The sequence below is a fragment of the Knoellia sp. AC549 genome, assembly GCF_979258975.1.
In genome coordinates this window covers 3459805-3482314 of record NZ_OZ409890.1, presented here as the reverse complement: position 1 = coordinate 3482314, position 22510 = coordinate 3459805, and the positions used below count along the sequence as shown (strand labels likewise).

Here is a 22510-nt window from a genome sequence, read left to right as displayed (position 1 = left end):
GGCGCGTCCCCGGGGTGCCAGACTCTCGCTGTGCGCCTCCTCCTTGACAACCGTTCCAGCGCGTCCACCCCCGACCTGCCGACCGCCGACGACCTGGCGAGGCTGTATGCGTGGCCCTCGGGCGGCGGTGTCCGAGCGAACTTCGTGAGCACCCTCGACGGGTCCGCAGTCGGCGGGGACGGTCGGAGCGGGTCGATCAACACCGAAGCCGACGGACGCGTGTTCCACCTCCAGCGAGAGCTGGCCGACTGTGTGCTCGTCGGCGCGGGAACCGCTCGCGCAGAGGGCTATCGGCGAGGAGCCACGCCCATCGTCGTGGTCAGCGGGAGCGGTCGCCTGCCGGAGTCGCTGGCCGAGGGCGACGGTGCTGTCATCCTCGTGACGTGTCGGTCATCGGGTCGGCTCGAGGACGAAGACGTCTGGGTCGAGGGAGACGACGAGGTCGACCTCCCGGCCGTCGTGGCCAGGTTGCGTTCGACGGGTATGCCGCGTGTCCTCACCGAGGGCGGCCCCCACCTCTTCCACAGCCTCCTCGAAGCCGGGGTCGTCGACGAGCTCGCGCTCACGATCGCTCCCCGGATTGTGGGCGGAGACCATCAGGGCGTCGTCAGCGGTGTGCCGCTCGGTGGCGCCTCGGGACTCGACGCCGAGATCGTCCACCTCCTCGAGGAGGACGGCTCACTGCTCGGGCTGTGGCGCGTCCGCCGTCCCTGAGGCGCCCTTGTCGCCGTACCACCGGGCCACGTCCTCCGAGTCGATCCACCTGCTGTATGCCGCGGACTGCGGCCACCCTTCCGGCGAGTCCTGCCACTCCTCCTGGCGACCGTAGGGCAGCAGGTCGATGAGCGGGAAGCTGTGGCTGAGCTGTTCGGTGCCGCGGCCATCGGTGTGCCAGGTGCGGTGGACCGTGTCCCCGTCCCGCAGGAACACGTTCACCGCGAAGCCGCCACCGGGTGGGGCACCCATGTCCGCGCCGAAGGGGCTGTTGGCGGTCGAGTACCACGTCATGCGGTTGCCGACCTTCTTCCGGTAGGCCAGCGCCTCCTCGATCGGGCCCTGCGTGACCACGACGAACCGGGCGTCCCAGTTCTGGAGGAACTCGAGTCGGGTGAACTGGGAGGTGAAGCCCGTGCAGCCACCGCACTGCCACTCGGCGCCGGGGTGCCACATGTGGTGGTAGGTGATGAGCTGCGACGCGCCGTCGAATACGTCAGCGAGCCGCACCGGACCGTCCTCACCCTCGAGCGTGTAGTCGGGGAGCTTCACCATGGGCAGCCGGCGGCGCTGCGCCGCGATGGCGTCGAGCTTCCCGCGTGGCGGCCTTCTCCCGCGCCCGCAGCTGCGCGAGCTCGTCCTGCCAGGTGGCCTGGTCGACCACCGGCGGTAGGGCGGTGCGTGTCATGAGCACTCCTTCGAGCCGGGCCGTGTCACTGGTGCCCACGACGCGTGTGACGAGTAATGTCTACACCGTATACATGGGCCACACGAAGGAGCAAGAGGTGCCACCGAGAGACCCTGAGCGCTACCACCACGGCGACCTGCGGCGCGCGCTCCTCGATGCAGGTCTCGACCTCACTCGCACCGGCGGTCCGACGGCACTGAGCCTGCGAGAAGTCACCCGACGAGTGGGGGTCACTCCGAACGCCGCCTACCGCCACTTCGCCGACCGGAGGTCTCTGCTCCAAGGGGTGGCCGAGGCCGTCCAGCACCGCATGGTCGCGCGGATGCGGGCTGCGAGGCGCTCCTCCCCCGGCACCAGCGCGGCGGAGGCGGCGACGGCCCAGCTGCGCGCGGTGGGACTGGGCTACATCCGCTTCGCCCTCGCCGAACCGGGATGGTTCTCCGTCGCCTTCTTCGGGGAGCCCGAGCTCCGGCTGGCCGACCTCTCCGCCCCAGCCACTCCCCCGGCGCCCTTCCTGCTGCTGGTCGACGCCCTCGACGCCATGGAGGCTGCGGGATGCCTGACCCCCGAGCGCCGTGCCGGAGCGGAGTGGCCGTGCTTCGCGGCGGTCCACGGGTTCGCCGTCCTCGCTCTGGACGGTCCGCTCCAGCACCAGCCCAGGGCGGCCGTGGACCGTTGGGCGGCCCGGACGGTCGACGACATCATCACCGGCCTGCAGCAGGTCAGGAGCTGAGGAGCTCCAGGGCCCTGAGGCGGTTGTCGAGGCCCGGGGCGGCGTTGTTGACCATGAGCTCGTCCGCCCGGGCCAGCTCGGCGAAACGGTCGAGGTAGTCGCGCACGGTCGCGATGTCGCCGACGGCCGTGTAGGTCATCATGTGCCGAGCCTGCGCCGCCACCGGTGACTCCAGCAACGCGTCGACGGTCGCATCGTCGAGCTGGCCGGCATACGCCGGGACGCGGGAGGCGAGCGAACGCACACGGGAGCGCAGGACCGAGGCGGCCATCGACTCGGCCTCCTCCTGGTCGTCGGCCACGACGACGTTGAGCGCCGCGATGACATGGGGCTGCGCCAGCTGCTCCGAGGCCCGGAACTCGCGGCGATAGACCTCGACCGCCTGCTGCAACGCGTCCGGCGCGAAGTGGCTGGCGAAGGCATACGGCAGACCGAACCGGGCCGCGAGCTGCGCACCGAAGAGCGAGCTGCCGAGGATGTAGAGCGGGACCCTGGTGCCACGACCCGGGATCGCGTTGATCGTCGGCACGAGCGACTCGTCGGACAGGTAGCCCTGGAGCTCCAGGACGTCGTCGGGGAAGCGGTCCGAGGCCCGAGGGTCCACCCGAAGCGCCCGGCTGGTCACCTGGTCCGTGCCCGGGGCCCGGCCGAGTCCCAGGTCGATGCGGTCGGGGTGGAGCTCGGCCAGCGTGCCGAACTGCTCGGCGATGACGAGGGGTGAGTGGTTGGGCAGCATGACGCCGCCCGAACCGACGCGGATGCGCTCGGTCCGGGCAGCGACGTGCGCGAGCAGGACCGCGGTCGCAGCCGAGGCGATCGAGGGCATGTTGTGGTGCTCGGCGAACCACAGGCGCTCGAACGTGCCGAGCGAGTCCGCCTTCTGCGCCAGCGTCACGCTGGTCTCGAGGGCCTCGCCGACGGACTGGTCACGCCCCACCGTGGCGAGGTCGAGCAGCGAGAGCCGCGGTCCTGCCGTGGTCATGCGGGGACCGGGACGCGGGTGTCGTCCGAGGTCGGGGCGGGAGCCACCTCGTCCTCGTCGAGCTCGAGCCGTGCGTCGGCGCCGCCGAAGGTGTTGCTGTCATAGACCGACTGGTCGAGCAGGCCGTTGCGCTTGGCCACGATCGTCGGCACGAGCGCCTGTCCGGCCACGTTGGTGGCGGTGCGGATCATGTCGATGATCGGGTCGATCGCGAGGAGCAGCCCCACGCCCTCGAGCGGCAGCCCGAGTGTCGACAGGGTGAGGGTGAGCATGACGACGGCTCCGGTGAGACCTGCCGTCGCGGCCGAACCGACGATCGACACGAAGGCGATGAGCAGGTAGTCGGTCAAGGCCAGGTCCACCCCGAAGAGCTGCGCCACCGTGATGGCCGCGAGGGCCGGGTAGATCGCGGCGCAGCCGTCCATCTTGGTCGTCGCGCCGATCGGCACGGCGAAGGAGGCGTAGTCCCTCGAGACGCCGAGGTTGTGCGTCACGACGCGCTGGGTCAGCGGCAGGGTGCCGATCGAGCTGCGCGACACGAACGCGAACTGGATCGCGGGCCAGGCGCCTGCGAAGAACTTGACCGGGCTCAGACCATTGGCCCGAGCCACGATCGGATAGATCACGAGGAGCACGATCGCGCATCCGATGTAGACGTCGGCAGTGAAGAGGGCGAGTGGTCCGAGCAGGTCCCAGCCGTAGTTCGCGACGGCCGATCCGATGAGGGCGGCAGTGCCGAGCGGCGAGAGCCTGATGACCCACCAGACGAGCTTGCTGAAGACCTCGAGGGCGCTCCGGGTGAGGTTGACGAACGGCTCGGCCTTGGCGCCGACGGACAGGGCCGCGGCTCCGATGGCGATGCCGAGCACGACGAGCTGGAGAATGTTGAAGTCAGGGCTGGAGGTCAGCGCCCCACCCTCCTCCGCGGACGTCGAGACCTCGAGACCGAGGAAGTTGCCCGGCACGATCGAGGTGAGGAAGTCGAGCCAGCTGCCCGTGCTGCTGGGCGCCTGGCCCGCGCTGGTGTCGAGGTTCGCGTTGGCGCCGGGGTTCGTCACCAGGCCGAGGGTGATGCCCACGACGACCGACGCGGCGGCGGTGATCGCGAACCACACGAGGGTCTCCCCGGCGAGGCGCGCGGCGTTCGTCACCTGCCGAAGGTTGGCGATCGAGACGATGATCGCGGTGAGGACCAGCGGGACGACGATGACCCGGAGCAGCTGGACGAAGATGCCGCCGACGGTCTTGAGCGTCTCGGCGAGCCAGGCCTGGTCGAACTGGCGGGCGATGAAGCCGAGCAGGACTCCTGCGGCCAGGCCGATGAAGACCTGCGCCCAGAAGGGCACTCGGCCCCGGGTGCGCCGGGTCGTGCGGGTCGCCGGCGCGGGCGCGGCGGCGTCAGGGGTGGTGCTGGACATGACAGAACTCCTGAGGAAGGGGGTGGGCTGCAGGGGCGGAGGCGGTCAGCCCGGACAGCGGTCGCTGGCGTCCAGCCTCAGGTCCACGTGCAACCGTCGCCACAGGGCAGGGGTCGTCGTCGGAGTGCGCACGGGGGCGGCAACCTCCCGCAGGGCGACGCTATTCCCCGTAGTCCAGCTGTTGGTCGGTGCCGGCGCCCTATCGGACGAAGTCGGCGACGAGCCGCTCCCAGCGGTCCGGGTCGGTGTTCCACTCCTTGCAGTGTCGCGCGACCCGCCACTCCTCATAGGTCACGAGGTCAGGCCGGTGCAGGGCCAGCTGGCGGGAGGGGCCGACGGGCACGAACTCGTCGTCCGCCGAGTGCATGAGCAGGATGGGGTGCCGCAGCTCGTCGGCACGACGCACCCAGTCGGTCTGGGCGACGTCGACGGACTCGTGAACCCCGACGAGCCGTTTGCCCCAACGCCGCCCCATCATCGAGCGCGACAGCGTCCCGACCCCCTTGGGCAGTCGGTGCAGGCGCGCGTGGTGGTCGAGCACGTCGCCCCAGTCGATGACCGGGCCGTCGAGAACCACGCGGGACACCAGGTCGGCCAGAGGTGAGCGGTCGAGGAACTGCAGGGCGATCGCACCACCCATCGACCAGCCCAGGAGCAGCACCTCGTCGGCGCCGGACTCCACGGCATACTCGACGGCCGACTCGATGTCGCGCCACTCGGACAGCCCGAGGTTGTAGCGGCCGTCAGGTCCGGCGGGGACGTCCTCGTCGTTGCGGTAGGTCGGGACGAGCGAGGTCCACCCGGCCTCGTGGAGCGCCGGGAGCGCGCGCAGCAGCTCGTCACGACGGGCACCGCGCCCATGGACGAGCACCGCCCACCGCGACCCTCGACCACCGCTCGCCGGCACGACCCAGGCCGGCATCCGACCGAGCTCTCCGTCGACGTCGGCGTGCTCGGTCGCCAGCCCCAGCGCGGCATCCGGTGTCCCCGCGTAGAAGTAGCCGTCGAAACGTGCACCGCCGGGTCGCAGCTCTCCGCTGTCGACCCCGATGACCTCACGCTCGACCGTGCCCTCGGCGACGTCGGCCCCGGTGAGGTCGCCGAGACGCACGTGCCCTCGGCCGCCGTCGATCCACAGTCCGTAGCGGCCGGGCACGACGGTCTCGGCCGTCGCGGACAGCAGGACGCGGTCGCCGCGGACGTCGAGGATCTCGACGTCGTCTGGGCGGTCGCGTTCAGGGGTGAGGACACGGCGGGCGAAGTATGCCGCGGCCGCGAGTGACCCGGCCGCGCTGGCGACCGTCGTGGTCGCCCCGACGGCCACGGCGGCGCGCACCGCCCGACGGGTGCTGGTCACCTCAGGCATCGAGAACGTCGGCGAGGTCGTAGGAGACGGGCTCCTCGAGCTGGGCATAGGTGCAGGACAGGGGATCCCGGTCGGGGCGCCACCGCACGAACTGCGCCGTGTGCCGGAACCGGACGCCCTCCATGTGGTCGTAGCGGACCTCGACGACGCGCTCGGGACGCAGTGGGGTGAAGGACAGGTCCTTGCCCGCGGCCCACCGGGAGCCGGCGGCGTTCTGCGGTGTCCGCGTGCCCTCCTCCTGCTTGGCCCACGCCCACGGATGCTCGTCGAAGTCGGTGACGAGCGATTGCAGCTCCTCGAAGAGCTCCTTGCGCCTCGCCATCGGGAACGCCCCGATGACACCGACGCTCGCGAGCGTGCCGTCGTCGTCGTAGAGGCCGAGAAGGAGCGACCCGATGAGGTCGTCGCCGCTCTTGTGGGTGCGATAGCCCGCGACGACGCAGTCGGCCGTGCGCTCGTGCTTGAGCTTGTGCATCGTGCGCTTGTCCTGCTCGTAGGTGCCGTCAAGGGGCTTGATCATCAGCCCGTCGAGCCCGGCACCCTCGAACTGCTCGAACCACTCCTGCGCCTGCGCCACCTCACGCGTCGCCGGCGTGAGGTGGATCGGCGCCTGCACCGACGCGAACGCCTTCTCGAGCTCGGCGCGGCGCACCGCGAACGGCTCGCCCATGAGGTCGCGCTCCCCCAGCGACAACAGGTCGAACGCCACGAACGACGCAGGTGTCTCGGCAGCCAGCTTCTTGACCCGGCTGGCCGCGGGGTGGATCCGCTGCTGCAGCAGGTCGAAGTCGAGCAGGTCCTCACCGGGCCGGACCAGGATGATCTCGCCGTCCACGACGCACTTGTCCGGGAAGTTGGCGAGCACCGCCTCGACGACGTCGGGGAAGTAGCGGGTCATCGGCTTCTCGTTGCGGCTGCCGATCTCGACCTGGTCGCCGGAGCGGTAGATGATCGAGCGGAACCCGTCCCACTTCGGCTCGTAGCTCACCTCGCCCTCGAGAAGCTTCTTGCTCGGCTTGGCGAGCATGGGAGCGATCGGTGGCACGACCGGCATACCCCACTGTTTGCGAAGGTCTGCGTCCCGCTCGGCCTTGGGCTTCATGTAGTCCTCGTCGGCGCGGTCCGTGCGCCGTTTGCTCGGCTGCACGCGCGGCGGCTCGCCGGGCATCTTGGGGTAGTCGGGCGGGAAGTTCAGCTCCCCGAGCCCCCGCTCGACGTCGGCGTCCCACAGCGCCAGTGCGGGCGCGATGTCGCCGACCGCAGCATCCATGCCCTCCCAGGCGTCACCCCGGTCGGCGACGATCTCGGGGACGGTGAGGACCGTGAAATCGCCCGGAGCCACGGTGCCCAGCTCCTCCCACGACACCGGCATCGAGACCGGCGCACCCGCGAGCGGCCGAGGGCTGTAGGCGGAGGCGATGGTGCGGTCGCGACAGGCCTGGTTGAAGTCGACGAAGACCCGCTCCCCCCGCTCCTCCTTCCACCACGAGGTGGTGACGAGGTCGGGCAGGCGGCGTTCGAGCTCACGGGCGAGGCCGATGACACCGTGGCGGACGTCGAGGAACTCGTGGGTCGGCGCGATGCGGGCGAAGACGTGCACCCCCCGGTTGCCCGAGGTCTTGGCCCACCCGGTGAGCCCCGCCTCGGCTAGCACCTCGCGCAGCGCGACCGCCGCCTCGACCGCGTCGGTGAACGTCCGCCCGGGTTGAGGGTCGAGGTCGATCCGCAGCTCGTCGGGGTTGTCGTTGTCCGCCGTGCGCACCGGCCACGGGTGGAAGGTCACCGTGTTCATCTGCACGGCCCACACGGCAGCGGCGGGTTCGTCGACGACGAGCTGGGCGTGGCGCCGTCCCGAGGGGTAGCGGCACGACACGGTCCGGATCCACTCGGGCATGCCCTTGGGCGGGTTCTTGGACCAGAACTCCTCGCCCTCGATCCCCTCGGGGAAGCGTTGCAGCGTGACCGGCCGGTCACCGATGGCGCGCACGAGCGGTGCACCCACCGAGACCATGTATGCCGCGAGGTCACCCTTGGTGATGTTGTCACCGGGCCAGATGAGCCGGTCCGGACTCGAGAGCCTGACCTCGCGGGCCCCGTCCGGACCGTCGATCTCCATCGTCGTCGCACCCGTCATGGCCACACCCTAGTGAGGCGCCCCGACCACACCGCGCCCCGGGAACGTTCCTGGGGGCTTCGTGGTTGGTCATGGCATGGAGCCCACGAACCGCACGTATGCCGTCACCAAGACCGACCAGGAGTGGCGCGCCGAGCTGACGCCCGAGGAGTACGCCGTCCTGCGGCAGGCCGGGACCGAGCGCCCCTACGCGGGCGAGTACACCGACTCCAAGACCGAGGGTGTCTACTCCTGTCGCGCCTGCAACGCCGAGCTCTTCACGTCGGAGACCAAGTTCGACAGCCACTGCGGCTGGCCGTCCTTCTACAGCCCGCTCGCCGGTGACTCGGTCGAGTTCATCGAGGACTCGTCGCTCCCCGGTCGGCCGCGTGTCGAGGTCCGTTGCGCCACCTGCGGCAGCCACCTCGGTCACGTCTTCGAGGGTGAGGGCTACGACACGCCCACGGACCAGCGCTTCTGCATGAACAGCATCGCCATGACGCTGCGCCCCGCCGACGGGACCCCCGCCTGATCCCACGAGCACTGCAGAAATGGCTGAGCGAGCCACCCATGGGTGGCTCGCTCAGCCATTTGTGGCTCCCTCGACCCGGGGGCCAGCGGACCAGCGCCTCACCAGGTGCCGTGCCTCGGCGGAGTGGGCGGCGCCGCCGGGGTCTCGGGGTCTGCGGAGCCCCCGCACGGTTCGGCCACTGCACGCTCGTACTCCTCGAACAGCTCCATCCCCCGCTCGGTCAGCGGGGTGACGAACCTGTCGAAGTCGGGGTCGCCGGCCAGGTCGCGCAGCTGCGCCCGTCCGGCCAGAACGTCGCTGATGCGGGCTCGCAGTGCCTCGTCCGGGCAGCTGTCCCGGAGCACGGAGAGCGAGTGCCGCAGCTGGGCGTCGTGTGCCGGGTCGGTGAGCGTCGGCAGCAGGGGGCGGGCGACCGAGCCGTCGGGGTCGGTGGTGGGCTCGCTCATCGTGCTCTCCTCGTCGTCACAGGTTGTTGTTCTCGTAGACGCTGGGCAGGTGCACCGTCGTGAAGTTGCCGGCCGGCCCGGCCAGCGAAGCAGTCACTCCGATGACACCGCGGGCGGCGAGGGTGGCCAGCTCGATGGCGTCCTTGATCATGGAGACCTTGGAGACCGCCAGAGCGACCTGGGCGGCGATCGCCGAGCCGCCGATGAGCAGCCCTGCTCCCGTCCACGACGACGCGGCCGTCGCCGCGAGCGAGATCCCGATGGTGATCGCCAGGTCGACGATGGTCTCGATGCCGGACTTGACGGTCTCGAAGCACTCGTGGATGCCCAGCGCTGCCTCGTTGAATCCCTTCGCCGCCTCGTCGAGGTTGCCCTTCATCGTGTCGAGGGCTGCGCTGACGCTGATGAACCAGACCGACGCCGCCTGGGCTGCCTCCCCGTCCCAGTCACCGTCCATGATCCCCGAGTGCGCATCCAGGGCCTCCGAGAAGTCGTCGCAGAACTTCCCGAGGTTGGTCAGCGCCGCGGCGAGCTTGGCGACCTGCTCCCAGTCACCGGCCAGGAGCTCTCCCCAGATCTCACCGATGTCGGCCCCGGAGAACTTCTCCCAGGCCATGAGCGCCCACTTGCCCAGGGAGGGGTTGAACTTGTCGTACCAGTCGTTGACGTCACCCCACGCGCCTGCGACATCCTTAGGGACAGGGTCCACGAGGTACTGGGCGGGGTACCAGCCCCCGCCGCCCTCGAGCGGCTTCTTCACGACTGGCTCCAGTAGGTCGCGTCCAGCCGTGCCGCGGCCTCGTCGTCAAGCCGCTCGTAGCGACGGGCTGCCTGTCCGAGCTCGCCGCCCGCGCCCTCGATGATCGTCTTGAGCTCGGTGAAGAAGGTCGTCAGCTCCGTGTCGACGTTGTAGGCGACATCCACGACGCGCTCCATGAGCGAGCCCCCGCTGGGGTCCAGCTCGGCCCAGGTCTTGGCGTAGTCCGAGGCCGCACCGGCCTGCGGAGCCAGCTCCACCAGCTCGTCCCTGAAGGTCCGCAGCGCCTCCGGCTGCACCCGGAACGTCTCTGCGGTCCCCCGACCGCCGGTCTCCTCGCGTCGCATTGCCTACCTCACTCGTGGATGGGTGTGTGCGGGCAAGTCTGCACGCCAGCGCTCCTGCCCACCATGGGGAGCACTACCCGCCGGCACACCGGCGACCGGTCAGCGCTGGCGGGCGATGAGGTCGGCGACGGCGACGCGAGGGCCGGTGAAGAAGGGCACCTCCTCGCGCACGTGCAGCCGCGCCCGGGAGGGCCGCAGCTCACGCATGAGGTCGACGATGCGGTGCAGCTCGTCGGCCTCGAACGCCAGGATCCACTCGTAGTCGCCGAGCGCGAAGGACGAGATGGTGTTGGCGCGCACGTCGGGGAACTCACGGGCCATCTGGCCGTGCTCGCGCAACATGTCGCGGCGCTCGGCGTCCTCGAGGAGGTACCACTCGTAGGACCGCACGAACGGGTAGACGCAGACGTAGTCGCGCGGCTCCTCGCCGGCGAGGAACGCCGGCACGTGGCTCTTGTTGAACTCCGCCGGGCGGTGCAGGGCCGCGTTGGACCACACCGACGACAGGTGCGCGCCGAACGAGGTGCGCAGCAGCCGGTGGTAGGCGTCCTGGAGGTCCTCGATGCGCTCGGCGTGCCACCAGACCATGAGGTCGGCGTCGCCGCGCAGGCCGGCGACGTCATAGAAGCCGCGCACCACCACGTCGCGCGACTCGAGCTCGGCGACGAGCTCCTCGACCTCGGCCGTCATCGCGGCGCGGTCGTCCTTGCCGAGGGGCTCGGTCACCTCGAACACCGACCACATCGTGTAGCGGATCGTCTCGTTGATCTCGCGCATCTGGGCGGGAGTGGGCTTGCTCGGGGCGGGACGACCGGTGGGGGTGCTCATGGGCTCATTCTCCCGCGCGCGCTGCGACCGCCCTCAGGTGGGTCATCGTCGCCTCTGCCGCGGCGTGGCCCGACGCGATGACGGCCGGTATCCCGATGCCCTGGTATGCCGCACCGGCCACCTCGAGACCGGGCACCTCCGCGACCGCTCGCGTCACCCGGGCGATGCGGTCCACGTGGCCGACTGCGTACTGCGGCAGCCCTCCACCCCATCGCTGCACGTGGCTGTCGAGCACCGTGAGCGGTGGCACACCGACCGCCTCGGCGATCTCGCGGACCGCGAGGGAGACGAGCTCGGCGTCGTCGCGCTGGAGCGTCGCCGACTCCCCCGCGCGCCCCACGGACGCACGCAGGTATGCCGTGTCGTCCCCTTCCGCTGCGAGCCACCCCCACTTGGCGGAGCTGAAAGTGCTGGCCTTGATGCCTCGTCCGTCGACGGGCGGCACGAGGAAGCCCGAGCCCTCCCAGGACCCGACCTCGGCCATGGGGACCGCCAAAGTGATGACGGCCACCGAGGCCATCTCGATCTCGCCCAGCGCGGCGCCCGCTGGCAGAGCGACCGACGCCAGCAGACGCGAGGCAGCGGGCGGCGGCACCGCCACGACGACGGCATCCGCCTCGAGTCGGCGGGCCTGCGTCGTCGGCCCGCTGAGGACGGACCAACCGCTCGGCGTGCGCTCGATGCCGCGGACGATCGTGCCGGACTCGAGAGCTCCACCGCGCTCCTCGACATCGGCAGCGAGGAGCTCCGACAAACGACCCACGCCACCGACGAGTCCGATGAACGGTGGCCGCGCCGCCCCGGCCTGCGGGTCGACGGCCGGTGGGGCCAACAGCGAGCCATGCCTATGCGCGATCGCCCACACCGCCGGCATCGTCGCCCGCAGCGACAGCTGCCGCGCGTGACCGGCATACACCCCACCCAGCAGGGGCTCCACGAGACGGTCGACGACAGCGGCTCCCAACCGAGCACTGACGTAGTCGCCCACGGACACGTCGTCCCCCGTCGACAGTGCAGGGGCCTCCGTGCGCATGCGCACCTCCTCGTCGGCGGTGAGGAGCCCGGCGACGGCCGAGTCGGCGAAGGGCACGCCCATCCGCCCGCGTGGCAGGGGATGGAGGTGGCCGCGCGACCACACCCGAGCAGACGTCGTGGTCGGCGTGACGATGTCCGAGGAGTCGGCGAGGTCACCCACGAGGTCGACGGCCTCGGGCCGCACGGCCAGCATCGCCTCTGCCCCGACGTCCACGAGGTGTCCGCCGATCTCCTGGCGTCGAACCTTGCCCCCGACCCGGTCGGACGCGTCGAGGACGACGACCTGCGTGCCGGGTGCCGCGATGAGCAGGTCGCGCGCCGCCGTGAGCCCGGCGATCCCGCCGCCCACGACGACGACGGATGGACGCGACGGGGGTGCGGCTGTGCTCACCTCCTCACTCTCTCACCGGCCGTCACCAACTCGTGACCCGGATCTGCGGAACCCGTGACCCCACAGGAGCAGTCTCACCACCAACAGACACCGAGCGCCGGGCCCACCGGAGAAGTGGAGAGCATCATGACCCCCCAGGTTCTGCGCCCCCAGAGGCTGTGGCGTCGACGCCTCGCCAGTGCCGCGCTCGTCGGGCTCCTCGGACTGGGCGCGCTCAGTGCCTGCTCCGGTGGAGGTGCGGACAGCAGCGACTCCGGCGGCGCGCCGGCCAGCGGCGAGATGGCGAGGCAGGACCAGGGCGCGCAGGCCTCCGACGGCGACGCCGCTGCCGGCGCGGCCAAGGACGGCACCACGGCGCAGGCCCGGGCCGGTGTCGGCCAAAGCTCGTCCGCCGCGCCAACCTCCAGCTCAAGGTCGAGACCCTCACGGCGGCCGCCGACCGGATCCGCACGATCGCCTCGACCCAGCAGGGATCCGTGCTGTCCGAGGAGCTCTACTCCGGCACCGAGGGCAGGGACACCTCCAGCACCATCACGATCAGCGTGCCCTCCACCTCGCTCGATGCGACGATCGCACTTCTCGAGAAGGTCGGCGACGTGCAGTTCCGCAACAGCTCGAGCGAGGACGTCACGGGGACCTATGTCGACACCGAGGCGCGGGTGAAGTCGATGACCGCCAGCGTGGCGCGGATCCGCGACCTGCTGGCCAGGGCGACGACGGTCAACGACCTCGTCTCCCTCGAGAACGAGCTCTCACAACGTCAGGCCGAGCTCGACGGCCTCACGGCACAGCTGGCCAACCTCAAGGACTCCGTGACGATGTCGCCGATCTCCATCTCGCTGTCGACGGACGACTTCGAACCCGTTGCGGCGGGCGGCTTCCTGGCCGGCCTGAAGTCCGGGTGGTCGGCCTTCACGTCGTCCGCGGCGGTGCTCGTCACGGTCATCGGCGCGGTGCTCCCGTTCGCCGTCGCGTTCGGGCTCGTGCTCGCTCCGGTGGTCTGGTGGATGCGCCGTCGTCGGTCCGCCCGTCCCGGCTTCCTCGCCCCGGTCGCGCACCCCGCCGGACCGATGCCCCCGGGCTCAGCGGGCTGAGTGCTCGTGCACGACCTCGACGATCCTCGTGAGGACGTCGGGGTCGGCGTGCGGCGGGACGCCGTGGCCGAGGTTGAAGATGTGTCCCGGCGCGTCGCGTCCCTCGTCGACGATCGCCCGGACCCTGGCCTCGAGCACGTCCCACGGGGCGCCGAGGAGCGCCGGGTCGAGGTTGCCCTGCACGGCATACCCGTCTCCGAGACGAGCGACGGCGTCGGTGAGGGACACGCGGTAGTCGACGCCCACGACCTCGGCGCCCGCCGCACCCATCAGCTCGAACAGCTCGCCGGTGCCCACGCCGAAGTGGATGCGTGGCACACCGAGGTCGGCGACCGCGGCCAGCGCCGTGGCCGAGTGCTTCTGGACGTATGCCGTGTAGTCGGCTCGCGAGAGCGCGCCGACCCAGGAGTCGAAGAGCTGCACGGCGCTGGCCCCGGCCTCGACCTGGACCCGGAGGAAGGCACCGGAGATCTGGGCGAGGCGCTCGCACAGGTCGTTCCACAGCTGAGGGTCACCGTGCATGAGGGCCTTGGTCTGCTCATGGGTCTTGGACGGGCCACCCTCGACGAGGTACGACGCGAGCGTGAAGGGCGCTCCGGCGAACCCGATGAGCGGGGTGGTGCCGAGCCCGTCGACGAGTCGCTGGACCGACTCCGTGATGTCGGGGATGGCGTCGGCGGTGAGGTCCGGCAGGCGGTCGAGGTCAGCGCGCGTGCGGAAGGGCGCTGGCACGACCGGACCCGTGCCCGGGACGATGTCCAGGTCGACGCCCACGGCCGCGAGCGGCACGACGATGTCCGAGAAGAAGATCGCGGCGTCGACCTTGTGGCGGCGGACGGGCTGCAGCGTGATCTCCGTGACGAGATCAGGTGTGCGGCAGGCCTCGAGCATGGCCGTCCCCTCACGCAGCGCGCGGTACTCGCGCAGCGAGCGCCCGGCCTGACGCATGAACCACACAGGGGTGTGCGGGACCGGCTGGCGGGTGGCGGCGAGGACGAGCGGGCTGTCGGAGATCACCGCGGAATCCTCTCATTGCGGACGAGAGGGACGAGAACCGCGACCTCAGAGGGAGATGATCCCGGCGCCGACGAGGGCACACACGACACCGACCTGCTGGACAGGACGGAGCCGCTCTCCCAGCACGATGCGGGCCAGCAGGATCGTCGCGATCGGATAGAGCGAACTCAGCACCGACGCGATGCTGACCTGCCCGCGTGAGGAGGCCGTGGCAAAGAGCGCGTTGGCGAGCAGGTCCGCCGACCCGATGAGAGCCAGTGGCAGCAGGTGGGCACGTCCGGCTTCACCGACCGACCGGAGCACGAGCGCCACCGAGGCGAACACGACGACCGACGTGAAACGCATCCCCCACAGCGTCATGAGCAACGAGTCACTCGAGCCCCGGTCGAGGGAGAAGAGGGCCAGACCGAAGGCCACGGCGGCGACACAGGCGAGGAGCACCGGACGGGGTGACACGGCGCCCGAGATCTCGGGACCTGACGCGAGCACGATCCCGACGACGGCCACGGCGATGCCGACCCACACCCAGCCCGAGGGCGTCTCACCCGATGCGACACCGAGTCCGACGGTCACCAGGACACCCATGGACGCGATGGGTGCGACGACACCCATCGTGCCGCTGGCCAGTGCCGTGTAGAACGCGACGAGCCCGGTGGCCCCGCTGAGACCGGCAACCACGGCCCACCCGACCCAGCTCCCCCACTCGGGTGGATGGCCCAGGGCCAGGCGCACGAGGATCACGGCGCAGAGCAGGAGGAACGCCAGGCCCTGGGTGATCCCGACGACCGCCACGGCCGGGAGCCGTTTGGCCATGAGCCCACCGAAGAAGTCCGACGTCCCCCACACGGCCGACGAGGCGAGGGCGAGGAGGGAGAGCACCTCCGCAGCCTATGAGCGGGGCTCCGCCAGCGGGTTGGCGATCCGACCGGCGAACGCCAGCGCTCCCACGGGGTCGGCCAGGTCGAGCATCTGCTGGTTGTTGCGCAGCTGCAACCGGTTGAGGCAGGAGAGGTCGAAGTCCGCTGCCCGCAGGTCGAGGGCGTCGAGCCGAGCAGCAAGCTCGGGGTGCGCGTCCTCGTAGTCGTCGAGCACGTCTCGCGCGACCGCCCAGAAGTCCTCGGCGTCGAGCACGCCGGCCTCGTCGAGCACGGCGGCGAGGAACCGGAGGAAGCAGTCGACGACATCGGTGAGGATCGACAGGGCCTGCATCGACGGCTCGGCGTCGACCCGCACCCGCTCGACCCCGTCGGGCAGGGCGACGTCCGGGTCGAAGATCGCCACCTCCTCGCCGATGTCCTTCATGATGACGCGCTCCACGACGCCGTCCCTCAGGACGAGGATGAGGTTCTCACCGTGCGGCATGAAGGCCAGCCGGTGCGCGACGAGGCAGTGGGTCACGGGCACGAGGTAGGCCTCGAGATAGCGGCGGACCCACTCCCTGACGGGAAGCCCGCTGGCCTCGACCAGGGCCGCGGCGAACGAATCGCCCACCTCGTCGACGTGGAGCAGGCTCGCCATCGTCGCGAGGGTCTCACCGTCCCGGAGCAGGGGCATCGGGCTCTCCCGCCACAGGCCGGCGAGCATCTTGAGGTGCGGGTCGCCCCGCTCGGCCACCGCGTCATAGGTGGGGCTGCGATAGCCCACGGACGCGTGCTCCCTCAGGACGTCGAAGCCGGTGGCCCGGAGGGTCTCGTCGCCGCGGACGAGCTCGGCGACGTGGTCGTTGATGGCCGGGGTGACTTCCATGTATGCCGCGGAGAGACCGCGCAGGAAGCCCATGTTGAGCACGGACAGGGCCGTCTTGACGTAGCTGCGCTGCGGAGCGGAGGTGTTGGAGAAGGTGCGGATCGACTGCTGGGGTCGATGCACGTCGTCGCCCGGCCCGAGCAGGACGAGGTCACCCCTGACGAGGTCGGCGGCGAACGTCGTCGTCACCCGGTTGTCCCACTGCCACGGGTGCACAGGCAGCAGGTGCACGTCCTCGAGCGACAGGCCACGGACCGCGAGAACGCGACCGAACCGGGCCAGGGTCTCGTCGGAGAACTCCTCGGCGAGGAGCCGTTCCCGCGTCATGCCGGCTCCCACGGCGAAGGTGGACCGCTCACGCCGGGCGGCCAGCCAGACGAGCCGCACGTCGGGGGCGGCCTCCGGCGCATAGCGTTCGTACTCGCTCGCGTCGAAGCCGATCCGGCCCGAGTTCGCGACGAAGCACGGGTGCCCCTCACGCATGGCCGACTCGACGAGCTGGTGGTCGGCGCCGACGAGCTCACTGCTCTTCGGCTGCTGGACGGACCACCGGTAGGCCTGGGCGCTGAGCGTGGCCGAGATCTCCTCGAGGAGCAGCGGCAGGACCTTGGGCCCGAGATCGAGGTCAGCCCGGAGGTCGACGAACAGCTCGAGTGCGTCGAGGTCGCGCACCTCCCCGTGGACGCTCCGCACGATGGAGTCCTGCGCGATGAGCCAGTGGTCGAGCGGAAGCACGCGAGCCGAGAACTCGTATGCCGCACCGGAGCTCGCGCGGACGGCATACCTTCCGCGTCCCAGGGCGATGGGGTCGAGCATCCGCTCGTGGGCGAACTCGGCCAGCGCCTTGCGGACGAGCCAGTGCGTCGCGCGCGCCCAGTGCTCGGGCTGCAGGTGCTGGGGGAAGTGGGGTGCAGTGGTCATGCGGCAGCTCCTCGACGAGTTGCGGAGGCGACGTGGCCGGCGCGCGTGCAGAAGCTCAGCAGGGCGTCCTTGCCGGGCAGGCGCACGCGTTGGTGGACGGTGAAGCCGGCCCACGCGTTGAGGGTGTGGACGGCATGGTTGTCGGCGTCGGGCTCGACGACGACGCGTTGCACGCTCGGGTCCGTGAACAGCCAGTCCATGACCGTCGCGAAGACGTCACGCGTGAACCCGGGCACGGGCGAATCCGTCGGCGCGACGAGCACGTGCATGCCGACGTCCCCGGGCTGCACGGCATACACCTGCCCCACCGGGTCGCCGGCCGGGTCGTAGCGCTCGACGAGGAACGCCGGCTCGTCGTCGACGAGCCCGAGGAAGGCGTCGTGAGTGGCGTTCTCGTCGATCTCGACATAGGCCTGCTGCACCTGCGCGACGTCGTGGCCGGACATCTGCCAGAAGCGGCACTTGGGATGCGTCACCCACCGATGGAGCATGGGTGCGTCCGCGAGCGGGTCGACCGGTCGCAACGTGAACGTCGTCATGCCGACACCTCCGACCGCAACGGCGCGACCTCGGGCAGTCCGAACTCCTGGTGGGCGATCCGCGTCTCGATCGGATAGACCTCGCGCCCGGTGATCCCACGGACGATGAAGGAGTTCCGGTATGCCGCCATCCCGAGATCGGGTGCCGCGAAGCCGTGCGTGTGGAGCTCGGCGTTCTGCACCCAGATCGGCGGGCCGTCCACGTCGACCCGGTAGTCGCGGGTCACGTCGAAGCGTCCCCGCTCGTCCCAGCGGATGCGGTCGGCGACGGGGGCCAGGAAGGCGGGCACCTCGTGTCTGTAGCCGGTGGCAAGGACGAGTCCGTCGGTCTCGAGGTCGCGCTCCTCGCCGGTGTCGGCGTGCCTCACCGTGAGCCGGTAGGTGCCGTCCGGCTCCTGGAGCGACCTGGTGACGGCGGTGTTGGTGAACAGGCGCGTGCTCGACGGTCCGTCGACTCCCGCGGCGTAGAGCGCGTCGTAGATCTCGTCGACGAGGTCGCCCGAGATCCCCTTGTAGAGCGGTGCCTGCGACGCGATGAGCGGCTCGCGGCGCTCCGGCGGCAGGGCGTGGAGGTGGTCGACGTACTCCGGGGAGGTCATCTCGAGAGTGAGCTTGGTGTACTCGAGCGGGAAGAACCGCGGCGACCTCGTGAGCCAGATGATCTCGCGCTCGCGGCCGTCGTCGGCGGCGAGCAGGTCATGGAAGATCTCGGCCGCGCTCTGGCCGCTGCCCACGACGACGACGCGCCGGCACTCGAGCAGCTCCGCCTTGCGCTGGAGGTAGGTCGAGTTGTGCAGTCCGGGCGGCAGGCCGGCGCAGCTCTCCGGGAGGTGCGGCGGGGTGCCGGTCCCCACGACGAGCGAGCGGGCGGCATACGTCTCCTCGCCGTCGGGGTTCGACGCGCGCACGACGTATGCACGCTGGTCCTCGTCGAAGGTCACCGACGTCACCCGCCGCGACAGGCGGACGCTCTCGAGGCGCTCCGCGACCCACCGGCAGTAGGCGTCGAACTCACGCCGCAGCGGATAGAACGACTCCCGGATGTAGAACGGGTAGAGGCGACCGGTCTCCTTGAGGTGCTGGAGGAAGGAGTGGCGCGACGTGGGGTCGGCCATCGTCACCAGGTCGGACATGAACGGCGTCTGCAGGCGGCTGTCCGACAGGAGCATCCCCGGGTGCCACGCGATCTCGTCGCGCGCCTCGAGGAAGACCTCGTCGACGTCGTCGACCGGGTCGAGGAGGGCGGCCAGACCGAGGTTGAAGGGGCCGAGGCCGATGCCGATGACGTCGTGCATCAGGCCACCTCCCGTCCGGTGGCGGCGAGGTCCGGTGCCGCGTCGAAGGCGCGCTCGGCGTGGTCTGCGAGCAGGTCGACGACCTCGAGGACCTGGGTCAGCGTGGTCTCCGGGTTGAGCAGGGTGAGCTTGAGCCACGTGCGGCCGTGCATCTTCGTGGACGCCACGACGGCCTCTCCGGCAGAGAAGACCGCTTCGCGGGCGCCGGTGTTGGCCGCGTCCATGCGCGCGCCCTCCACCGGCCCTGTGTCCGACGGGGACGACGAGGACGACGGCACCCAGCGGAAGACCACCGTGCTGAGCACCGGGTCCACGGCCACCTCGAAGCGGGGATCGAGCCGGAGGTGCCCGGCCGTCGAGGCGGCGAGGTCGATCACCGAGTCGAACAGCTCGCCCACCCGGTCGGGGCCCATGGCGCGCAGTGTGAACCAGAGCTTGAGGGCGTCGAAGCGGCGTGTCGTCTGCAGGCTCTTGTCGACCTGGTCCTCGATGCCCCGACGGTCGGCGTGCTCGACCGGGTTGAGGTAGTCGGCGCGGATCGTCACGTGTCGCAGGGTCGACCGGTCGCGCACGAGCACGGCACTGGAGCTCACCGGCTGGAAGAAGGACTTGTGGAAGTCGACGGTCACCGAGTCGGCGCGCTCGATCCCCGACAGCAGTGCGCGACGGCGCGAGACGAGCAGCCCACAGCCATAGGCCGCGTCGACGTGCATCCAGAGGTCGTGGGCGAGGGCGACGTCGGCGATCTCGGTGAGGGGGTCGATGCTTCCGAAGTCGGTCGTCCCGGCGGTGGCGACGACGGCGCACGGCAGGTTGCCGGCGCGACGCTCCTTCGACACCTCGCTCACGAGAGCGTCGACACACATGCGTTCGGCGTCGTCGGTGTGGACCGCGATGACGGCGTCGGGCGAGAGTCCGAGCAGCCGGGCGGCTCGCTGGACGCTGAAGTGACCTGCGGTGGACGCGAAGACCCGCAGCTGGCCCAGGGCTTCCGTGCGCGGTCGGTCGGCGTGCCTCGCAAGGGTCTCGTCGCGAGCGAGCAGGAGCGCCTGGAGGTTGGACTGGGTGCCCCCACTCGTGAAGATCCCGTCCGCGTCGGGTCCGAGACCGATCCGCTCGGCCGTCCAGTCGACCAGGCGCCGTTCGATGAGCATGGCGCCGGCACTCTGGTCCCACGTGTCGAGCGAGGAGTTCACCGCGGTGAGCATCGCCTCGGCCGCGACGGCGGGCACGGCGACCGGGCAGTTGAGGTGGGCGAGGTAGCGCGGGTGGTGGAAGTAGACGGCGTCGCGCAGATAGAGCTCACGCACCTCGTCGAGGACGGCGGTCATCCCACTCGTGGGCACGTCGAGGTCGATCGCCGCGACCTCGCGGCGCAGGGGCCCGGGCGTGGCCCCGCTGAACGGCGCCCCGGCTCCGGCGATCGCTTCGGCCGCGACACGGGCGGCGGTGGCGACCGCGTCGGCGCAGGCCTCGGCGGTGCGAGCGGTGAGCAGGGACGTGGCGGGTGACGACTCTCTTGTGGTCATGGAGGTGAGGGTAGCCTTACTTAGGTAGTCCTAAGCAACTCCTCCGGCATGGTTCGCCTGCACCACCGGCACCGCAGGCACCACCGGCACCACCCGGCGTGGCCTCACCCGCGAACCCAGCCACCCGGCATACCCTCATCAGGTGGCAACACGCTCCCTTCCCGGCCGCGAGTCCCCGGAGTTCACCGAGGCTCTCGAGGCCCTGCGACACGTTCGGCTGCGGCCCGAGGTGCGCATCACTGAGGTGCCCGCCCCGCAACGGATCGCTCCGTATGCCGTGGCCCTCACCGCCGACGTCCTCGGCTCCGCGGGCGACGACGAGGAGCTCGCCTCCGGTCGCTTCGTCCTGCTCCACGACCCGTCCGCCCCCGAACCGTGGGGTGGCGAGTGGCGGGCCGTGACGTTCGCGCGGGCCGAGCTCGAGCCGGAGCTCGCCGCCGACCCGCTCCTCGGCGAGGTGGGGTGGTCGTGGCTCGTCGACGCCCTCGGCAACCGTGGGGTGGAGGCGATCGCCGAGGCCGGCACCGTCACTCGCGTCGTGAGCCAGAGCTTTGCCGGCCTGGCCGACCGCCCGGCCAGTGTCGAGATGGAGGTGCGCGCGTCCTGGACCCCGGTCGGACCCGACGCGGGGCTGCACCTGCTGGCCTGGTCCGACCTGCTGTGCACCATCGCCGGGCTCCCTCCCCTGCCCGAGGGCGTCGTGGCCCTGCCCGGGCCTCGCCGCTGACATGACCGACGCCCCGTCCGACTCGTCCGTGGCCACCGAGGACCTCGACGCCGAGGCCACCGCTCACGCCGAGCCTGCTCTCCCCCCACCGACCCCTCTCAACGAGCCCGCCGACGGCACGCCCGACGTCGTCGAGTCCGAGCGGCGACTCAGCGAGGCCGCCGCGGCGATCGCCGCCGGTGAGGGGCCCGTCGCCGTCGACGCCGAGCGGGCCTCCGGCTACCGCTACGGCCAGCGCGCCTACCTCATCCAGGTGCGACGTGAGGGTTCCGGCACCTGGCTCATCGACCCGATCGCCTGCCCGGACCTCTCGCCCCTCAACGAGGCCATAGGCCGGGCCGAGTGGATCCTGCATGCGGCGACCCAGGACCTGGCCTGCCTGGCCGAGGTGGGCCTGCGTCCCATCCAGCTCTTCGACACCGAGCTCGGCGCCCGGCTGCTCGGACTTCCCCGCGTGGGCCTCGCCGCGGTCGTCGAGCACTACCTCGGTCTGGCGCTGGCCAAGGAGCACTCCGCCGTCGACTGGTCGACGCGACCCCTCCCCGAGCCGTGGCTGCGCTATGCAGCGCTCGACGTCGAGGTGCTCACCGAGCTGCGCAACCTCATGGGCGTCGACCTCGCCCGCCAGGAGAAGTCCGAGTGGGCACGGCAGGAGTTCGAGGCCCTGCTGCAGTGGGCACCGACCGAGCGCGTGGATCCCTGGCGTCGCACCAGCGGACTCAACACCATCCGAAGCCGCCGGGGCATCGCCATCGTGCGTGAGCTCTGGTACGCCCGTGACGACATCGCCCGCGACCGCGACACCTCACCCGGTCGCATCCTCCCCGACGCCGGGCTCGTCGCCATCGCGACGGAGGCACCGACGACCCCGTCCGGCCTCCCCAGCGGGCACCGCGCCATCGCCCGCTACGGCCGCCAGTGGGTCGCGGCGGTCCAGCGCGCCAACGCCATCGACGAGGCCGACCTCCCGCCGCGGACGGTGCGCTCCGACGGGCCACCGCCCGCACGCTCCTGGGCCGACAAGGACCCGGTCGCCGCCGCCCGGTTGACGGACACGCGAGCCGAGCTCACGGCATACGCCGAGCAGCACCAGATCCCGGTCGAGAACGTCATCTCGCCCGACCCGCTCCGCCGGGTCGTGTGGCGTCCACCGACCTCGCGCGACACGGCGGGCTTCACCGAGGCCCTGCACGACTACGGCGTGCGTGCGTGGCAGGCCGAGATCGTGGCGCCGATGCTGGCCCGGGCCTTCGAGGCCCATCCTGACCCCGACTGAGGACTGGCCGGCTCTT

Annotated in this window: 21 protein-coding genes and 1 pseudogene; 6 read left to right on the top strand and 16 right to left on the bottom strand. The window is 70.9% G+C overall.

The window, feature by feature from the left end; all coding sequences use genetic code 11:
• Nucleotides 1-30 precede the first annotated feature (30 nt).
• Entirely contained in the window at nt 31-714 is a 684-nt protein-coding gene (locus ACZZ98_RS16925; protein WP_463517335.1) for a dihydrofolate reductase family protein, read from the top strand.
• On the opposite strand, the pseudogene ACZZ98_RS16920 reads toward ACZZ98_RS16925, so the two are convergent.
• A pseudogene (locus ACZZ98_RS16920) lies at nt 679-1402 on the bottom strand (DUF899 domain-containing protein). The gene ACZZ98_RS16925 and the pseudogene ACZZ98_RS16920 overlap by 36 nt on opposite strands.
• A 97-nt stretch (nt 1403-1499) precedes the next feature.
• On the opposite strand from ACZZ98_RS16920, the gene ACZZ98_RS16915 reads away from it, so the two are divergent.
• Nucleotides 1500-2135 (top strand): TetR/AcrR family transcriptional regulator, encoded by a 636-nt coding sequence (locus ACZZ98_RS16915; protein WP_463517334.1) that lies wholly within the window; start codon nt 1500-1502, stop codon nt 2133-2135.
• Here the strand turns inward: ACZZ98_RS16915 and ACZZ98_RS16910 are convergent.
• From ACZZ98_RS16910 to ACZZ98_RS16895, 4 genes are all read right to left on the bottom strand, one after another.
• Nucleotides 2125-3117, bottom strand: a complete 993-nt coding sequence (locus tag ACZZ98_RS16910; RefSeq protein ID WP_463517333.1) for an LLM class flavin-dependent oxidoreductase — start codon at nt 3115-3117, stop codon at nt 2125-2127. The genes ACZZ98_RS16915 and ACZZ98_RS16910 overlap by 11 nt on opposite strands.
• Nucleotides 3114-4535: a dicarboxylate/amino acid:cation symporter gene (locus ACZZ98_RS16905; RefSeq protein ID WP_463517332.1), complete on the bottom strand. Its 1422-nt coding sequence runs from the start codon at nt 4533-4535 to the stop codon at nt 3114-3116. Before ACZZ98_RS16905 ends, ACZZ98_RS16910 begins: the two co-directional genes overlap by 4 nt.
• Nucleotides 4536-4734: 199 nt before the next feature.
• Nucleotides 4735-5901: an alpha/beta hydrolase family protein gene (locus ACZZ98_RS16900; protein WP_463517331.1), complete on the bottom strand. Its 1167-nt coding sequence runs from the start codon at nt 5899-5901 to the stop codon at nt 4735-4737.
• Nucleotides 5894-8035, bottom strand: a complete 2142-nt coding sequence (locus ACZZ98_RS16895; RefSeq protein WP_463517330.1) for an ATP-dependent DNA ligase — start codon at nt 8033-8035, stop codon at nt 5894-5896. Before ACZZ98_RS16895 ends, ACZZ98_RS16900 begins: the two co-directional genes overlap by 8 nt.
• A gap of 76 nt (nt 8036-8111) precedes the next feature.
• Between ACZZ98_RS16895 and msrB the strand changes: the two genes are divergently transcribed.
• Complete coding sequence (msrB, locus tag ACZZ98_RS16890; protein ID WP_463517329.1) at nt 8112-8546, top strand: peptide-methionine (R)-S-oxide reductase MsrB; 435 nt, start codon at nt 8112-8114, stop codon at nt 8544-8546.
• A gap of 98 nt (nt 8547-8644) precedes the next feature.
• Here msrB and ACZZ98_RS16885 read toward each other — a convergent pair whose 3' ends face one another.
• The 5 genes from ACZZ98_RS16885 to hemG all read right to left on the bottom strand — a co-directional run bounded on the left by ACZZ98_RS16885 (nt 8645) and on the right by hemG (nt 12350).
• Nucleotides 8645-8992 (bottom strand): hypothetical protein, encoded by a 348-nt coding sequence (locus ACZZ98_RS16885; protein WP_463517328.1) that lies wholly within the window; start codon nt 8990-8992, stop codon nt 8645-8647.
• Nucleotides 8993-9008: 16 nt separating this feature from the next.
• Entirely contained in the window at nt 9009-9752 is a 744-nt protein-coding gene (locus tag ACZZ98_RS16880; RefSeq protein ID WP_463517327.1) for a hypothetical protein, read from the bottom strand.
• Nucleotides 9749-10096, bottom strand: a complete 348-nt coding sequence (locus ACZZ98_RS16875) for a type VII secretion target (RefSeq protein ID WP_463517326.1) — start codon at nt 10094-10096, stop codon at nt 9749-9751. The genes ACZZ98_RS16880 and ACZZ98_RS16875 overlap by 4 nt, the downstream gene beginning before the upstream one ends.
• Nucleotides 10097-10195: 99 nt before the next feature.
• Nucleotides 10196-10924 carry a hydrogen peroxide-dependent heme synthase gene (gene hemQ / locus ACZZ98_RS16870; protein ID WP_463517325.1) on the bottom strand — a complete coding sequence of 243 codons (729 nt, stop codon included), beginning with the start codon at nt 10922-10924 and terminating at the stop codon, nt 10196-10198.
• 4 nt (nt 10925-10928) lie between these two features.
• Nucleotides 10929-12350, bottom strand: a complete 1422-nt coding sequence (hemG, locus tag ACZZ98_RS16865; RefSeq protein WP_463517324.1) for a protoporphyrinogen oxidase — start codon at nt 12348-12350, stop codon at nt 10929-10931.
• On the opposite strand from hemG, the gene ACZZ98_RS16860 reads away from it, so the two are divergent.
• Nucleotides 12320-13444 carry a DUF4349 domain-containing protein gene (locus tag ACZZ98_RS16860; protein WP_463517323.1) on the top strand — a complete coding sequence of 375 codons (1125 nt, stop codon included), beginning with the start codon at nt 12320-12322 and terminating at the stop codon, nt 13442-13444. The two genes, hemG and ACZZ98_RS16860, sit on opposite strands and share 31 nt — an antisense overlap.
• On the opposite strand, the gene hemE is transcribed toward ACZZ98_RS16860, so the two are convergent.
• From hemE to ACZZ98_RS16830, 6 genes are read right to left on the bottom strand one after another with little or no spacing between them, the layout of a single operon-like run.
• Nucleotides 13433-14461: a uroporphyrinogen decarboxylase gene (hemE, locus tag ACZZ98_RS16855; RefSeq protein WP_463517322.1), complete on the bottom strand. Its 1029-nt coding sequence runs from the start codon at nt 14459-14461 to the stop codon at nt 13433-13435. The genes ACZZ98_RS16860 and hemE overlap by 12 nt on opposite strands.
• Before the next feature lie 45 nt (nt 14462-14506).
• Nucleotides 14507-15340 (bottom strand): DMT family transporter, encoded by an 834-nt coding sequence (locus tag ACZZ98_RS16850; RefSeq protein WP_463517321.1) that lies wholly within the window; start codon nt 15338-15340, stop codon nt 14507-14509.
• 9 nt (nt 15341-15349) lie between these two features.
• Nucleotides 15350-17128 (bottom strand): IucA/IucC family protein, encoded by a 1779-nt coding sequence (locus ACZZ98_RS16845; RefSeq protein WP_463517320.1) that lies wholly within the window; start codon nt 17126-17128, stop codon nt 15350-15352.
• Complete coding sequence (locus ACZZ98_RS16840) at nt 17125-17667, bottom strand: GNAT family N-acetyltransferase (protein WP_463517319.1); 543 nt, start codon at nt 17665-17667, stop codon at nt 17125-17127. The genes ACZZ98_RS16845 and ACZZ98_RS16840 overlap by 4 nt, the downstream gene beginning before the upstream one ends.
• The gene (locus ACZZ98_RS16835; RefSeq protein WP_463517318.1) at nt 17664-18962 is read right to left on the bottom strand and encodes a lysine N(6)-hydroxylase/L-ornithine N(5)-oxygenase family protein; all 1299 of its coding nucleotides are present in this window, start codon (nt 18960-18962) and stop codon (nt 17664-17666) included. The genes ACZZ98_RS16840 and ACZZ98_RS16835 overlap by 4 nt, the downstream gene beginning before the upstream one ends.
• Complete coding sequence (locus tag ACZZ98_RS16830; RefSeq protein WP_463517317.1) at nt 18962-20491, bottom strand: pyridoxal phosphate-dependent decarboxylase family protein; 1530 nt, start codon at nt 20489-20491, stop codon at nt 18962-18964. The genes ACZZ98_RS16835 and ACZZ98_RS16830 overlap by 1 nt, the downstream gene beginning before the upstream one ends.
• Nucleotides 20492-20633: 142 nt before the next feature.
• On the opposite strand from ACZZ98_RS16830, the gene ACZZ98_RS16825 reads away from it, so the two are divergent.
• Nucleotides 20634-21218: a DUF3000 domain-containing protein gene (locus tag ACZZ98_RS16825; protein WP_380089109.1), complete on the top strand. Its 585-nt coding sequence runs from the start codon at nt 20634-20636 to the stop codon at nt 21216-21218.
• Between the two features lies 1 nt (nt 21219).
• A complete protein-coding gene (locus ACZZ98_RS16820; RefSeq protein ID WP_463517316.1) occupies nt 21220-22494 on the top strand; it encodes an HRDC domain-containing protein in 1275 nt (424 codons plus the stop codon).
• Nucleotides 22495-22510 lie beyond the last annotated feature (16 nt).

Bases quoted from the DNA above. Each gene is read 5' to 3' on its own strand.
- ACZZ98_RS16900 (WP_463517331.1), bottom strand. From the start codon at position 5,901: ATGCCTGAGGTGACCAGCACCCGTCGGGCGGTGCGCGCCGCCGTGGCC.
- hemQ (WP_463517325.1), bottom strand. From the start codon at position 10,924: ATGAGCACCCCCACCGGTCGTCCCGCCCCGAGCAAGCCCACTCCCGCC.
- ACZZ98_RS16875 (WP_463517326.1), bottom strand. From the start codon at position 10,096: ATGCGACGCGAGGAGACCGGCGGTCGGGGGACCGCAGAGACGTTCCGG.
- ACZZ98_RS16840 (WP_463517319.1), bottom strand. From the start codon at position 17,667: ATGACGACGTTCACGTTGCGACCGGTCGACCCGCTCGCGGACGCACCC.
- ACZZ98_RS16845 (WP_463517320.1), bottom strand. From the start codon at position 17,128: ATGACCACTGCACCCCACTTCCCCCAGCACCTGCAGCCCGAGCACTGG.
- ACZZ98_RS16885 (WP_463517328.1), bottom strand. From the start codon at position 8,992: ATGAGCGAGCCCACCACCGACCCCGACGGCTCGGTCGCCCGCCCCCTG.
- ACZZ98_RS16905 (WP_463517332.1), bottom strand. From the start codon at position 4,535: ATGTCCAGCACCACCCCTGACGCCGCCGCGCCCGCGCCGGCGACCCGC.
- ACZZ98_RS16860 (WP_463517323.1), top strand. From the start codon at position 12,320: ATGGACGCGACGGGGGTGCGGCTGTGCTCACCTCCTCACTCTCTCACC.
- ACZZ98_RS16820 (WP_463517316.1), top strand. From the start codon at position 21,220: ATGACCGACGCCCCGTCCGACTCGTCCGTGGCCACCGAGGACCTCGAC.
- ACZZ98_RS16895 (WP_463517330.1), bottom strand. From the start codon at position 8,035: ATGACGGGTGCGACGACGATGGAGATCGACGGTCCGGACGGGGCCCGC.
- ACZZ98_RS16910 (WP_463517333.1), bottom strand. From the start codon at position 3,117: ATGACCACGGCAGGACCGCGGCTCTCGCTGCTCGACCTCGCCACGGTG.
- ACZZ98_RS16830 (WP_463517317.1), bottom strand. From the start codon at position 20,491: ATGACCACAAGAGAGTCGTCACCCGCCACGTCCCTGCTCACCGCTCGC.
- ACZZ98_RS16835 (WP_463517318.1), bottom strand. From the start codon at position 18,962: ATGCACGACGTCATCGGCATCGGCCTCGGCCCCTTCAACCTCGGTCTG.
- msrB (WP_463517329.1), top strand. From the start codon at position 8,112: ATGGAGCCCACGAACCGCACGTATGCCGTCACCAAGACCGACCAGGAG.